This is a genomic window from Terriglobus albidus (assembly GCF_008000815.1).
GTDB classification, from domain to species: Bacteria; Acidobacteriota; Terriglobia; order Terriglobales; family Acidobacteriaceae; genus Terriglobus; species Terriglobus albidus_A.
Window position 1 is genome coordinate 4,554,006 of sequence record NZ_CP042806.1, and the last position, 13,263, is coordinate 4,567,268.

Here is a 13,263-nt window from a genome sequence, read left to right on the forward strand (position 1 = left end):
CCTTACGGGATATCCAGTAAAAGAGAAAATGCTCTACTTCGCGGACTTTGTCAGGTTCTCCGCCAGGAAGAGGCCGGATTTTCCAGCACTGATGATGTCCAGGTCACCGTCACCATCAATATCAACGACCACTGTCTGGACACCCGCGCCCATGCGTCCGCCGTAGTCGACGATGTGACGAATCCATTCCACCCCGCCGTTCCTTGCGTTCGCTTGCATCCCGGGCAGCTTACGCCACTCGTACCAGTAGATACCGACAGGATCGCGCTCGCCGGGGTCGTTGCCGTTGTGCGCAAAGTAGCGTTTTCCTGCGACGAAATCAATCTGCCCATCGCCGTTGAGGTCCACGGGAACAACCTCATGCGCCTGTGACCAGGAAGCGTCAATGATGTGCTGCGTCCAGGTTCCATCCGCATTCTGTTCGTACCAGGCGAAGCCATAGTCATGGGCCATACCGGCAACGATGTCCTTGCGGCCATCACCGTTGACATCGATCAGGTGAAGCTGACTCATGGAGATTCGCCCGTTGTTGACGGGGACCACCGACGCATCCTGGCGCATCCCTGCGGGAAGAATCGGCTTCGCGCCCCAGTCATTGGCATGGAAGGTCCACTCCGCTGAACTATTGATGTCCGCAGACGCTTCCAGCCATCCACGCGGTGTGAGGATATCGGTGCGGCCATCGCCGTTCAGATCGCCTGCGCCGATCCCATGACCGTAGCTCTGGTGCGAGACCGTGTGCTTCACCCACTTGTGGTCTTTGAGTTCGAACCACGCGGCCGGAACATTCTCCCGATCGAATTCAGGCAGAAGTTCTTCCGCCTTGCCATCGTTGTTCAGATCGACAAGGAAAGCAAACTCAGTAGGGCCGCTGTTGTCGATCTCCGTCACCTTCCATGCACCGCCTGCCTTGCCCGGATTCTTCAGCCAGACGATGTTGTGCGCGAAGTAGCTGCACTGGATCACGTCGGGCCAACCATCGCCGTCCACATCCATGACCTGGTCGCTGAAGTTGTCGATGTAGCCGCTGGAGTAGTCGATCTGGCGCAGCGGATGCTTTACCCAGCGCGGTCCCTCGTACCAACTCTCGCCGGCGACGATGTCGAGCTTGCCGTCCTTGTTCAGGTCCGCCACGGCGACAGTCTCGCCATACCCGGGGTCGATCATCGTTGTACGAAAGGCAATATCCGCAGGTCGGCTGGCAGCATGAGCTACGGCCACCATGGCCGCCATACCAAGGACGCACAACAGCTTTTTCATCGCGATGGAATCTCCCTGAGTTTCAGCGGAGGAATTATTCCATTCCTAGTACGCAGCCGTCGACATCGAGTAAGGACGAGCCGAAGGCGTACGGCCAAACTCCTTGTTGGGCGTGCTCTGCATCGTGAAGTGAAACTCGCCGCCGGCAAGCAGCTCGTCATGACGCAGGAAGACCCGGGTCAGTGGCTGACGATTCAATGAAACGCTACCAACGTAGTCACCGCTTCCCTCCTTCACAATGCGCAGCGTCTTTCCGTTTGGCAAGTGCAGGGTAGTTTCATCAACGAACGGGCGGCCCAAGACATATTCATTGCTTCCCGGAGCCACCGGATAGAAGCCCATCGACGTAAACAAGAGCCACGCTGACATCTGCCCAAGATCGTCGTTTCCGACAAGGCCATCGGGAGCGGGACGATACTGCGACTCGATAATCTGCTTCAGCCGCTCCTGCGTCCGCCACGGCGCGCCAGCGTAGGCGTAGAGATACGCCAGATGATGGCTGGGCTCGTTGCCGTGGATGTACTGTCCAATCATGCCTGCGATGTCTTCAACGTCGGCATATTGTTTGGGATCGACCTTGGCGTCGAACATGGCATCGAGCTTCTGGATCAGCTTGTCCTCTCCGCCAAGCAACTGGATCAAGCCGGCCTCGTCCTGCGGCTGATACCAGGAGTACTGCCAGGCATTGCCCTCGGTGAAGCCGCTGCCATTGCCCGCCTTGGCCGGATCGAAGGGCTCGCGAAAACTGCCGTCTGCAAGACGGGGACGGACAAAGCCGCTCTTTGCATCGAAGACATTGCGCCAGTAGGCTGCACGCTTGGTGAACTCCTGCTCGATTTCCTTCTTCCCCATGGCATGGGCCATCTGTGCGATGGTCCAGTCATCAAAGGCATACTCCATGGTCTCCGATGCAGACTCGTCATCGTGATCGACAGGCACATAGCCGCGATCGATGTACTCGCCCACTCCCTCATACTGGCGATAACGAGCGCTGGCGACCATGGCGTTCAGCGCCGCCTCGGCGTCATACCCTCGAATGCCCTTTCTGTACGCATCGGCAAGGATCGGCACGGCGTGGTAGCCGATCATGCACCATGTCTCCAGCCCGGCAAACTGCCAGACAGGCAGAATCCCATACGGGCTCTGCTGCTGCGAGGCGATGAGAGAGTGGACAACGTTATTCGTACGCTCTTCCGGCTGCAGCAGCGTCATCAGTGGCTGCTCGGCACGATAGGTATCCCACAACGAAAAGGTAGAGACAAACTCCCAGTTCTTCGCCTGGTGCACCTCTTCATCCGGACCGCGGTAGCGGCCATCCACATCCATCGCAGTGCTGGGAGCCATCAGCGCGTGATAGAGCGCGGTGTAGAGATTCTTCTTCATCGCCTCCGTTCCGGAGAATTCCACACGGCCCAGCTCCTTCTCCCAGGCTGCACGAGCCTGTGCGCGGACACCATCGAAGTCGAAACCCTTGACTTCGGCATTCAGGTTGGCGATCGCTCCCTCTTCGCTGACCGTCGAAAGCGCCACCTCTACTACCAGAGGGCGGGCAAGCTGTCCGAAATCGAAGGCAGCGACCAGGCCGCGGCCTTCCTTGAATGGAACGTCCGTCGCATCGCGGCGCACCCCGGAGAAGCCGAGATACTCCTGCGGCACCGGCTCCACATTGCGGAAGAGATGCCCGGTCACCGGCGCCGAGAACCGCATCGCGAAGTACAACTGGCGCGCCGGAGCCCAGCCACGCGTCTCACGCATCCCTGTCACCAAGCCACCTTCGCGAAGGCGAACCCGCGACCACATCACCTTTCCCGCATAGCTGTAGATCGACGAACGCAGATCGACGACCAGGTGCGCCGGCTTGTCCGATGGAAACGTGTAACGATGCACACCGACACGGGTTGTCGCGGTCAGCTCCGCGCGCACCTGCGGGGTATCGAGCGTCACGGCATAGTAGCCAGGCTCGGCCGTCTCGCTCTTGTGCTGGAAGGTCGAGCGGTAATCAGCGGGCTCGAGCTTCACCTCGCCTGCCTCTGGAGTAATCAGCACATCGCCAAGGTCGGAGTGGCCTGCACCCGAGAAGTGCGTATGGCTGAAGCCGAGGATCGAGCTGTCTTCATAGCGATACCCCGCAGCCCACTTGTAGCTCTGCTTGAAGGGCTTGATCTCGGTATCGGGGCTGAGCTGCACCATGCCGAAGGGCACAACTGCTCCGGGAAAGGTATGTCCGTCGGGGCCGGTGCCGATCATCGGATCAACCGAGCGAAAAGCTGCAGATTGGGCTCCCGCAATTCCACCAAGGCATACCGCCAGCAAAGCCGAACGAACCAGAAGACTCTTCATCTCGCCATCGTAGAGTGTTTTCCCTGTTGCTGGGTATCCCGAATGGGCGTGCATCGGCGTCTTCGTCGCGGAAACGCCCTATGATGGAAGCTCTGGACTGCACCCACAAGAAAACGCTCTAACCGTTCGCCGCGCTACCATGGGCACGATGAAGTCACTGATGCTCGCCCTGGCTGCTCCCCTTCTCGCCGTGCACATAGCTTCCGGACAGTGCCCCACCGACGCCGCGCCGGATGCTCCGCGCGTCACGATCACCAACGGCAAATTGACCGCCGTGGTGCATCTGCCGGATCCGCAGCGGGGCTACTATCGCTCAAACCGTTTCGACTGGAGCGGAAGCATCGCCTGCGCCACATTGAATGGCCATACCTTCTGGGGACAGTGGTTCTCTCACTACGATCCGCTAGGCAACGACGCAATTACCGGTCCGGCGGAAGAGTTCCGCTCCCCCGATGGGGCCGAGCCCGGTTATAACGAAGCCGCGCCCGGAGGTCTCTTCGTCAAACTCGGCGTCGGTGTGCTGCGCCGGCTCGACGAAAAGCCCTACAGCTTCGGCGGAAAGTATCCCATCGTCGACTCCGGCACCTGGACGTCGACCTCCAACCGCAACTCGGTCACCTCTACCCAGGTGGTGCATTCCACTATCGGCTTCGACTACCGCTACACCAAGACGGTGGAGATTGACCGGAAGGCTAACATCATCCGCCTCCACCATAGGCTGACAAACCTGGGCAAGCGCCCCATTGACTCCGCACTCTACAATCACGTCTTCCTTCAACTGGACGGGAAAGGTCCCGGTCCTGGCACCAGTGTCACGCTAGCCTTTGCGCCAACCGTGGAGACGCCGTTCCCTGACTCAGTCTCCGTCGAAGACAGGACCATCCGCTTCCTTGGTCCTCCACCGAACGGAAGAGCCGTTGGCTCCTACCTGACTGGCTACACCCCAGGCACCCCCAACGCTATCGAGGTCATCGACACTACTACCGGTTTCCGCGTCCGGCAAAAGACCGATGCGCCCATCGTGAAGTTCTATTTCTGGGGGCATAGCCGGGCCACCTGTCCGGAGGCCTATATCGCCATCCACGTAGCTCCCGGCAAAACCCAGCGCTGGACGACCGAATTCGCACTGGAGGCGCCGGCAGCGGCATCTCCCGCTCCGCGATAAACTGAAAAGCGACTATGTTTGAGAATCTCCAGGAAAAACTGCAGCGCGCGTTTAAGAACCTTCGCGGTCAGGGGACCGTCAGCGAAGAGAACATCAGCGAGGCGCTGCGCGAGATCCGCCTTGCCCTGCTCGAGTCTGACGTCAACCTGAACGTCACCAAAGACCTGATCGAGCACATCCGCGAAAAGGCGCTCGGCCAGCAGGTAGCGACGGCCCTGTCGCCGACAGAGCAGGTTATCAAGATCATCCACGGCGAGCTGGTCGAACTGCTGGGCCGCGACACCGCCCGCTTCAAGTTCGCCTCGCAGCCGCCTTCGGTCATCCTGATGGCCGGCCTGCAGGGTTCCGGTAAAACCACCACCACCGGCAAGCTGGCCCAGTGGCTGAAAAAGGGCGGCCACCGCCCCATGCTGGTCTCGGTCGACGTCTATCGTCCCGCCGCCCGCGAACAGCTCGCCGTTGTCGCCAAGTCCATCGGCACCCAGCTCTATACCGGTAATGTCGGCGCCGACGAAGCCGGAACGCCCCTGGTGCTGCGCCTGGCTAAAGAAGCCAAGCGCGACGCCGCCAACTTTGGCTGCGACATCCTACTGGTCGATACCGCCGGACGCCTGGGCATCGATGAAGAGCTGATGGGCGAGATGTCAGAGCTGAAGAAGCTCCTCAATCCCTCTGAGATCCTCTTCGTCGCCGACGCCATGACCGGCCAGGACGCCGTGAACTCGGCCAAGGCCTTCCACGACCGCCTCGGCATCACCGGCGTGGTGCTCACGAAGATGGACGGTGACGCCCGCGGAGGCGCGGCCCTGTCGATCCGCCAGGTCACCGGAGCTCCGGTCAAGTTCATCGGTACGGGTGAAAAGCCCGACGCCTTCGAGCCCTTCCACCCCGACCGTATTGTCAGCCGCATCATGGGCATGGGTGATATTGCCACCCTGCTGGAGCGCGCCGAAGAGAAGCTCGACCGCGGCAAGGCTGAGGCCTTCGCCAAGAAAGCGCTCGCCGGCGACGGATTTTCGCTGGAAGACTTCCGCGATCAGTTGCGGCAGATCAAAAAGCTCGGCTCCATGCAGTCCATCCTGAAGATGCTGCCGTCGGTCGGTCCGTTCCAGGGCCTGCAGCAGGCCGCCGGCCAGGTGGACGAGAGCCAGTTCACCCGCGTGGAGGCGATCATCAACTCCATGACGGCGAAGGAGCGGCTCAACCACGAGATCATCTCCGGCAGCCGCCGCAAGCGCATCGCTGCAGGCAGCGGCACCAGCGTGCAGGAGGTCAACAACCTGCTGCGCCAGTATGCGCAGATGCGGAAGATGTTCAAAGGCATGGGCGCCGGCGGCGGTAAGATGCAGCGCCGCCTGATGAGCCAGATGGGCAGCATGGGACGCTTCGGGCGCTAGAGCATTTTTCCCGTAGGTGTATTGCAGGGCTTGTGCATTGGCGTTTTCCGCAATGAAAACGCCAATGCGCGCTCCTCCCGGGATACCCAGTAACAGGAAAAAGGCTCTAGAGAAACTCAACTTGGGCCATACACAGGGTGCCCCATCCATTGCGAAGCAATGGATGGGTGCGGGAAAGAATAGAGCAACAAAGGGCTTGCGTCGGCCACTCGATTGGCCGACGCAAGCCTTTTGAGCATCAAAACAAATAATGGACGCCCATGATTCTTCGGGGCGACAATGGTGCCGTCTCGTCGACCAGGTGTGGATGAAAGCCGATGAGACCTGGCCGGAGGCACGCAGTAGCGCTGACCTCGGGATTGACTCGTTCGGCAGCCGGTGTGATCGCCATCACCGACTTCGGTTCCCGAACACGCGCACTCTTACTTTGCTGCCAGCGGCCGCGAAAGGAGTGTGTTTCATGGCGCTCAGTTTCCATTCCGCCCCCGCTGAGATTCACCTTCAGACGACTCGGTTGCAGTTCCGCCACATCCTCGTTGCAACCGATTTTTCCTCCTACTCCGATGCGGCTCTGTTCGCAGCCTGTCATCTGGCTCGTACCTACCAGGCTGAGTTGGTGCTCTTCCATAACATCATCCCTCCTGTCATTACGCCCGATGCCACGCTCACTACGATTGAAGCCTCCTCGGCCTGCTGTGCTCATGCTGAAAAGCGTATGGCAGCGCAGATCTCAGCACATTTGCAATTGTGTAACGTGCCTCACCGCATCGCCATTCGCGAAGGCTATCTGAACGAAGAGTTGGCCAAGGTGGTAAAGGAGGAGGCGATCGATCTTCTGGTGGTCGGCTCTCACGGTGCACGCGGATTTGAGAAGGTCCTGCTTGGTTCCGTGGCGGAGTCGATGCTGCGCCGGTCCCCCGTACCGGTCATGGTTATCGGTCCGGAAGCCAAGGTCGCCGAGACGCCAACCTGCATCCTACTCGCCACTGACCTTGAACCAGCAGCGCTCCATGCCGCGCAATATGCGACCTCCCTCGCCGAGGAGTTTCAGGCAAAGCTAACACTGTTGCATGTCCTTCCCCAGGCCGGCTGGCCTACAAGCGAAGAACGCGAGGCGATTGAACATCGGCTCCAGCAACTGGTGCCGGCCGATGCAACGGCGTTCTGCCAGGCTGGATATCGTGTACGGCACGGTGAACCATCCAGGGAGATCGTCGCTCAGGCCCAGCAGTGCGAGGCCAACCTCATCGTTACAGGCCGTCATAACAAGGGGCCGCTCTCAAGCCGAGCTCTTTGGACGACGCTCACACGCTTGATCCAGGAAGCTCCGTGTCCTGTATTGACCGTTCGCTAAGCATCACCCCGGGAAGGAGGGGTCGCCATGCATCGCTACGAAACATATTGGATTATCACGTTGTTCCGCGGGGTTCTGGCGATCCTGTTCGGCTGTGCCATTCTGCTCATCCCGCAGATGTCGTCCTCTGTCTTATTGTTGCCGTTTGCCATGGTGCTGTCAGTGCTGTTTCTGGCAGGCTATGGCGCGGCAGACAGTGCCTTGGTGTTCTTTGAAAGCTTTGCGCTCCCCAAGCGCCCCGGCCAGATCGCAAGCCGGTTGCAGGGCTCCGCTGGCATCACCATCTCGTTGCTGCTGGCAACTATCGCCTTTGAACATGCCCGTCTGCATTGGTTTTTCTATCTGGTAGCGGCACAAGCCGGAGCGGCTGCCGTGTCAGACCTCGTCACAGCTCGGCATGTGTGGCGGCACCATCGCACGATTCTGGTCTATGCCTCGGCACTCGTCTCCGGCGCCGCATCGCTTTACTTTCTGATCAGCGCCATCATGGAAGCCCCCCTGGCAACGGATACCTCAATGCGCATGCTTTACGGCTATCTGCTTGGCTTCGGCACCGTCAACGTTGGTCTGGCGTGCATGCTGCTGCAGGAAAGGCCGCATCCACACCATGCGCCGCCGGCATCCACATTGAGGCACATTCATTAGGTTAGAAAGAATTACATTCGTCCAATTGCCGATGGATTCCCGCGCTCTCTAGAGCATTTTTCCTGTAGGTGTAGGGCAGGGCTTGTGCATCTATGGGCGTTTTCCGCAATGAAAACGCCGCTACACGCTTCTCCGGGATACCCAGCAACAGGAAAAATGCTCTACACTGCTGCGCATGCGCCGACTCCTGCTTGCCTGCTCGTTGCTGTTGCCCGTCTCTACTGCAACCCTTCACGCCCAGGACTGGGCCAAAGCCCGCCTCGACAAGTCTCCACGTCACCGTGAGTACATCTCCCTGAAGACCTCCGGTGGGCCAGTGCAGGCCTTCGTTGTCTATCCGGAGATCAAGGACAAAGCTCCCGTCGTCGTTCTGATTCACGAGATCTTCGGGTTGAGCGACTGGATGAAAACCATGGCCGACGACCTTGCCGCCAGCGGCTACATCGTTGTCGCTCCGGACCTGCTTACCGGTAAAGGTCCGAACGGCGGCAATACTGATTCGTTCGCCACCCGCGATGAGGTCACCAAAGCCGTCTCCACACTCTCACCCGACGCCGTCACCGAAGGCCTGAATGCCGCGGTCGCGTATGCAAAGACCATTCCTGCCGGCAACGGCAAGATCGCCGTCGGCGGCTTTTGCTGGGGAGGTGGACAGACCTTCCGCTTTGCGACCAATAATCACGACATCTCTGCCGCATATGTCTTCTACGGACCACCACCCGCTGCAGACGACATGAAGAAGATCACCGTGCCGGTATATGGCTTCTACGCCGGCAACGACGCGCGCATCGATGCCACCATTCCCTCGACCATCGAAGGAATGAAAGCCGCGGGCAAGACCTACGAACCGGTCACATACGACGGCGCAGGTCATGGATTCATGCGCGCCGGCGTTGACCCGACCGATACCAACCCGAATAACAAGAAGGCGCGTGAAGACGGATATACGCGCCTGACGACATTGCTGAAGTCGCTCTCCGGTACAAAGAAATCTCCTGTGGAAAGCGCACCCAACCGTTCGATGGTCGCCAAAGCAGCGAAGGGTAGCAAGCCTAAAAAGGCTGCCGCAGCCACCATGGAATGCCACGACATGTCTACCATGTAAGAGTGGACGAACAGAGTATCCCTGCACTGCAGACGCAACTGGACGAGATCACCGCGAACACGCGGCGGCTCGTCCAGGCTGAGCGTTTGGAAATCAATGAAAACGCCGTCGCCGAGTTATTCGCGACCGGCATTGAAGATCGCATTCTTCCCGTAGGCTCCAGGGCGCCTGAGTTTTCTCTTCCCGACGCTATCAGCGGCAAGCCCATCCGTTCCGCGGACCTTTTTGCTCTGGGGCCGCTGGTCATCAACTTCTTCCGCGGACGCTGGTGCCCCTACTGCATCACCGAGCTGGAGACCTGGCGCGAGTTATACCCGTTGCTACGGGAGCGCGGAGCATTGTTCGTGGCAATCTCTCCGCAGACCGTCCGCCAGTCTGACTTTGCCGTACAGCAGCATGCCTTGCGCTTCCCGCTGCTGCGGGATGAGGGCTCAGAGCTTGCCGAAAAGTTCGGCATCGCCTATACGCCGTCGCCGGCGATGCAGCAGTACTACCGGTCGATTCTCGTCAATATTCCTTTCATCAACACCGGCCAGAACGCCCTGAAGCCCGCAACGGACGCGGCGTGGCGTCTGCCCCTGCCGGCCACCTTCGTCGTCGGCCAGGACGGCACGATTCGCTTCGCCGAGGCGCATGCGGACTTCCGCGTGCGTCCAGAGCCTGCGGATGTCCTGGCGGCGCTTTCGTAAAAATCCGTATCGCAATCTTTCCGTCGGGCACCAAACGGCCCCTGCCGGTCATCTATCGGAAAGGGCCCCGGGCTCGGCGATAATGGAACGGATGGGCCGCGAGACACGTCGGCTGCGGCCAAAACACTCAACTGCTACAAGACATAGAACGGAGCAGATATTTCGTTATGAGCACTTCGACCGCATGGAGCGCGCTTGCGCAGCACTACAAGGCTATTGAAAAGACCCACCTGCGCGAGCTGTTTGCCACTGATCCCGGCCGCGCCGAGCGCTATGCCCTTGAGGCTGCCGGAGTCTTCGTCGATTTCTCCAAGAACCGCATCACCGACGAGACCCTGAAGCTGTTGCTCTCACTGGCTAACGAAGCCGGCTTGAAGGACAAGATCGCCGCCATGTTCTCCGGCGAAAAGATCAACATCACCGAAAACCGTTCCGTATTGCACATCGCTCTGCGCGCTCCCAAGGGCACCCAGATCTTCTCCGACGGCAAGGATGTTGTTCCCGAGGTTCACGAGGTTCTGGACAAGATGTCCGGCTTCGCCGATCGCGTCCGTTCCGGTGAATGGAAGGGCTTTACCGGCAAAGCAATCAAGACAGTCGTCAACGTCGGCATTGGTGGATCGGACCTCGGCCCGGTGATGGCCTACGAGGCGCTGCGTCACTACTCCAAGCGCGATCTGCAGTTCCGCTTCGTCTCCAACGTCGATGGAACCGACATCGCTGAAGCAACCCATGACCTGGATCAAGAGACAACGCTCTTCCTGATCGCATCGAAGACCTTCACCACGCTGGAGACCATGACCAACGCGCACACCGCGCGCGAGTGGCTGCTTAAGGGACTGAAGGATGAGAAGGCTGTTGCCAATCACTTCGTAGCCATCTCCACCAATGCCAAGGAAGTGGCAAAGTTCGGTATCGATACAGCCAACATGTTCGGCTTCTGGGACTGGGTCGGCGGACGCTACTCCATGGACTCGGCCATCGGTCTGTCGACAATGATCGCCATCGGTCCTGACAACTTCCGCCAGATGCTCGCCGGCTTCCACGAGATGGACGAGCACTTCCGTTCCACCCCCTTCGAGAAGAATCTGCCCGTCATCCTCGGCCTGCTGAGCGTTTGGTACACCGATTTCTTCGGCGCGCAGACCTATGCTGTGCTGCCTTATGACCAGTATCTGAAGCGCTTCCCTGCTTACCTGCAGCAGCTCACCATGGAGTCGAACGGTAAGCACGTTACTCTGCAGGGCGAGCATGTCGCGCACGACACCGGCGCCATCTACTGGGGCGAGCCCGGCACCAATGGCCAGCATAGCTTCTACCAGTTGATCCACCAGGGCACACGCCTGATCCCTGCTGACTTCATCGGCTTCATGCGCTCACTGAACGCCGTTGGCAACCATCACGATCTCCTGATGGCGAATGTCTTCGCGCAGACCGAGGCTCTGGCCTTCGGTAAGACCGCGGAACAGGTCAAGGCCGAAGGTACGGCCGACTGGCTGGTACCGCACCGCGTCTTCGAGGGCAACCGTCCGTCGAACACCATCCTCGCGGAGGAGCTGACGCCGAAGGTGCTGGGAACGCTGGTGGCTCTATACGAGCACATCGTCTTCACCCAGGGCGTGATCTGGAATATCGATTCCTTCGACCAGTGGGGCGTAGAGCTCGGCAAGGTGCTCGCCATGCGTATCGTTCCTGAACTCGAGGGCGCAGGCGAACTGAAACACGACACCTCCACCAACGCCCTGATCGAGCGCTACCGTAAGGCGCGCCGCAAGTAAACAAATCTCGCAACCGTAGGGCCTGCTCTTCATCAGGAAGAGCAGGCCTTTTACCTTTCCAGAAAGACTTTGTTCACATGGAACCTATCGAGATCCGCATTGCTGACTTTGACGATCCTAAGACACGCGACCTGCTCGCGCTTCATCTGGCCGGCATGCGCGCTTCTTCACCGCCGGAGAGCGTGTACGCACTCGACCTCTCGGGCCTGAAGAAACCGGAGATCACAACCTGGACCGCATGGCATGGAGACCGTCTCGCGGGTGTTGGAGCGCTGCACATGCTCGGTGCGGACTCGGCCGAGATCAAGTCCATGCGGACTCATCCCGACTTCCTGAAACAGGGTGTCGGCAGAGCCATCCTCACCCACATCGTGGAGACGGCGAAGCAGCGCAGGATCAAGCGCCTGAGCCTTGAGACAGGCAGCGGCCCGGCCTTTGAGGCCGCAGTGCAGCTCTACCGGAACTTTGGCTTTCAGTTTGGCGAGCCATTTGGAGACTATGTGCCCACAGGCTTCAGCCAGTTTCTGCATCTGGAGATCATTTAGGACCGTAGCTGTCATAGCCCTCGTTGTACACCGTTCTTGTGAGAGGCATGAGCGTAGGGACGTAGAGAAGCAGATTTCTCCGCTTACGCTGCGAAATGACAAACAAAAGTCGCAGCTACACTCGATCCATCTTTCAATGATTGAATCCTTCAATTATTCAATTACTTAAAAACTCCATCACAGCCGCATTCCATAGACCCGACCGATTGATGCACGAGAGATGGCCCGAAGGCAGCTCAAGGTACCGCGCCGAAGGGATCTGCTCGACGAGAAACTTCTGGTCCGCAGGGGGCGTCGTTGGATCTTCATTGCCTGCGATGCAGAGCACAGGCAGCTTGATCTGGTTCACACTCTCACGAAGATCCGTCGTTGCCAGCACTTCGCAACCGGCGGCATAACCGGCGATGCTGCTGCTGCGAACTGAGTTCTCCAGTTCCGGGACCACCTCGGGATGCTCCGCGCGGAAGTCCGCCGTTAGCCAGCGCTCTGCGCTTCCCGGCAGAAACTGTTCCACACCTGCGAGCCGGGTATCTTCCGCCCTCTTCTGCCAAAACTCGGCCGTTCCAATCTTCGCAGCGGTATTGGATAAGACCAGTTTCTCAATGCGGTCGGCTGCATTCACGCCCAACCACTGGCCAACCATGCCGCCGATGGAAATACCGCAAAAATGAGCCTTTGCAATGCGGAGATGATCCATCAGGGCGAGAACATCGTTCCCCATACCCGCAAGCGTATTCGGTGGCTTCTGGGAGCCTGAACGGCCAAAACCCCGCTGCTCATAGACCACGGTCCGAAAACTGCGGCTGAAGTATTCCGCCTGTGCGCCCCACAGATATGTACCCTGACCAAGAGAGTGACTAAAGACGATTGCAGGCGCGCCTTCAGGGCCGGCGGCCTCGTAGTAGATCGTTTCTCCGCTGCCCAGTTGAACCAGCACCGTCTCAGTTCTCCTTGATTCCGTGACGTCGTTCGTTTATCGTCACTA

General features: G+C 59.3%; 11 protein-coding genes. 8 read left to right on the plus strand and 3 right to left on the minus strand.

Annotated elements, in window-relative coordinates:
- Positions 1-33: 33 nt before the first annotated feature.
- Positions 34-1,260 carry an FG-GAP repeat domain-containing protein gene (locus FTW19_RS18155; RefSeq protein WP_147649008.1) on the minus strand — a complete coding sequence of 409 codons (1,227 nt, stop codon included), beginning with the start codon at positions 1,258-1,260 and terminating at the stop codon, positions 34-36.
- 45 nt (positions 1,261-1,305) lie between these two features.
- Positions 1,306-3,600, minus strand: a complete 2,295-nt coding sequence (locus FTW19_RS18160) for a GH92 family glycosyl hydrolase (RefSeq protein WP_147649009.1) — start codon at positions 3,598-3,600, stop codon at positions 1,306-1,308.
- A 148-nt stretch (positions 3,601-3,748) separates the two neighbouring features.
- Here FTW19_RS18160 and FTW19_RS18165 point away from each other — a divergent pair, with 148 nt between their 5' ends.
- The 8 genes from FTW19_RS18165 (at position 3,749) to FTW19_RS18200 (ending at position 12,278) form a co-directional block, all read left to right on the plus strand.
- The gene (locus FTW19_RS18165; protein WP_147649010.1) at positions 3,749-4,765 is read left to right on the plus strand and encodes a hypothetical protein; all 1,017 of its coding nucleotides are present in this window, start codon (positions 3,749-3,751) and stop codon (positions 4,763-4,765) included.
- A 14-nt stretch (positions 4,766-4,779) separates the two neighbouring features.
- A complete protein-coding gene (gene ffh / locus FTW19_RS18170) occupies positions 4,780-6,162 on the plus strand; it encodes a signal recognition particle protein (protein ID WP_147649011.1) in 1,383 nt (460 codons plus the stop codon).
- Between the two features lie 460 nt (positions 6,163-6,622).
- Entirely contained in the window at positions 6,623-7,516 is an 894-nt protein-coding gene (locus tag FTW19_RS18175; RefSeq protein ID WP_187143051.1) for a universal stress protein, read from the plus strand.
- Positions 7,517-7,543: 27 nt separating this feature from the next.
- Complete coding sequence (locus FTW19_RS18180; RefSeq protein ID WP_147649013.1) at positions 7,544-8,161, plus strand: hypothetical protein; 618 nt, start codon at positions 7,544-7,546, stop codon at positions 8,159-8,161.
- A 175-nt stretch (positions 8,162-8,336) separates the two neighbouring features.
- Positions 8,337-9,266 (plus strand): dienelactone hydrolase family protein, encoded by a 930-nt coding sequence (locus FTW19_RS18185; protein ID WP_147649014.1) that lies wholly within the window; start codon positions 8,337-8,339, stop codon positions 9,264-9,266.
- Positions 9,242-9,955: a peroxiredoxin family protein gene (locus tag FTW19_RS18190; RefSeq protein ID WP_246153378.1), complete on the plus strand. Its 714-nt coding sequence runs from the start codon at positions 9,242-9,244 to the stop codon at positions 9,953-9,955. The genes FTW19_RS18185 and FTW19_RS18190 overlap by 25 nt, the downstream gene beginning before the upstream one ends.
- Positions 9,956-10,122: 167 nt before the next feature.
- Complete coding sequence (gene pgi / locus FTW19_RS18195; RefSeq protein ID WP_147649015.1) at positions 10,123-11,733, plus strand: glucose-6-phosphate isomerase; 1,611 nt, start codon at positions 10,123-10,125, stop codon at positions 11,731-11,733.
- 77 nt (positions 11,734-11,810) lie between these two features.
- Positions 11,811-12,278, plus strand: a complete 468-nt coding sequence (locus FTW19_RS18200) for a GNAT family N-acetyltransferase (RefSeq protein ID WP_147649016.1) — start codon at positions 11,811-11,813, stop codon at positions 12,276-12,278.
- A gap of 157 nt (positions 12,279-12,435) precedes the next feature.
- On the opposite strand, the gene pcaD is transcribed toward FTW19_RS18200, so the two are convergent.
- Complete coding sequence (gene pcaD, locus FTW19_RS18205) at positions 12,436-13,215, minus strand: 3-oxoadipate enol-lactonase (protein WP_147649017.1); 780 nt, start codon at positions 13,213-13,215, stop codon at positions 12,436-12,438.
- Positions 13,216-13,263: the final 48 nt, after the last annotated feature.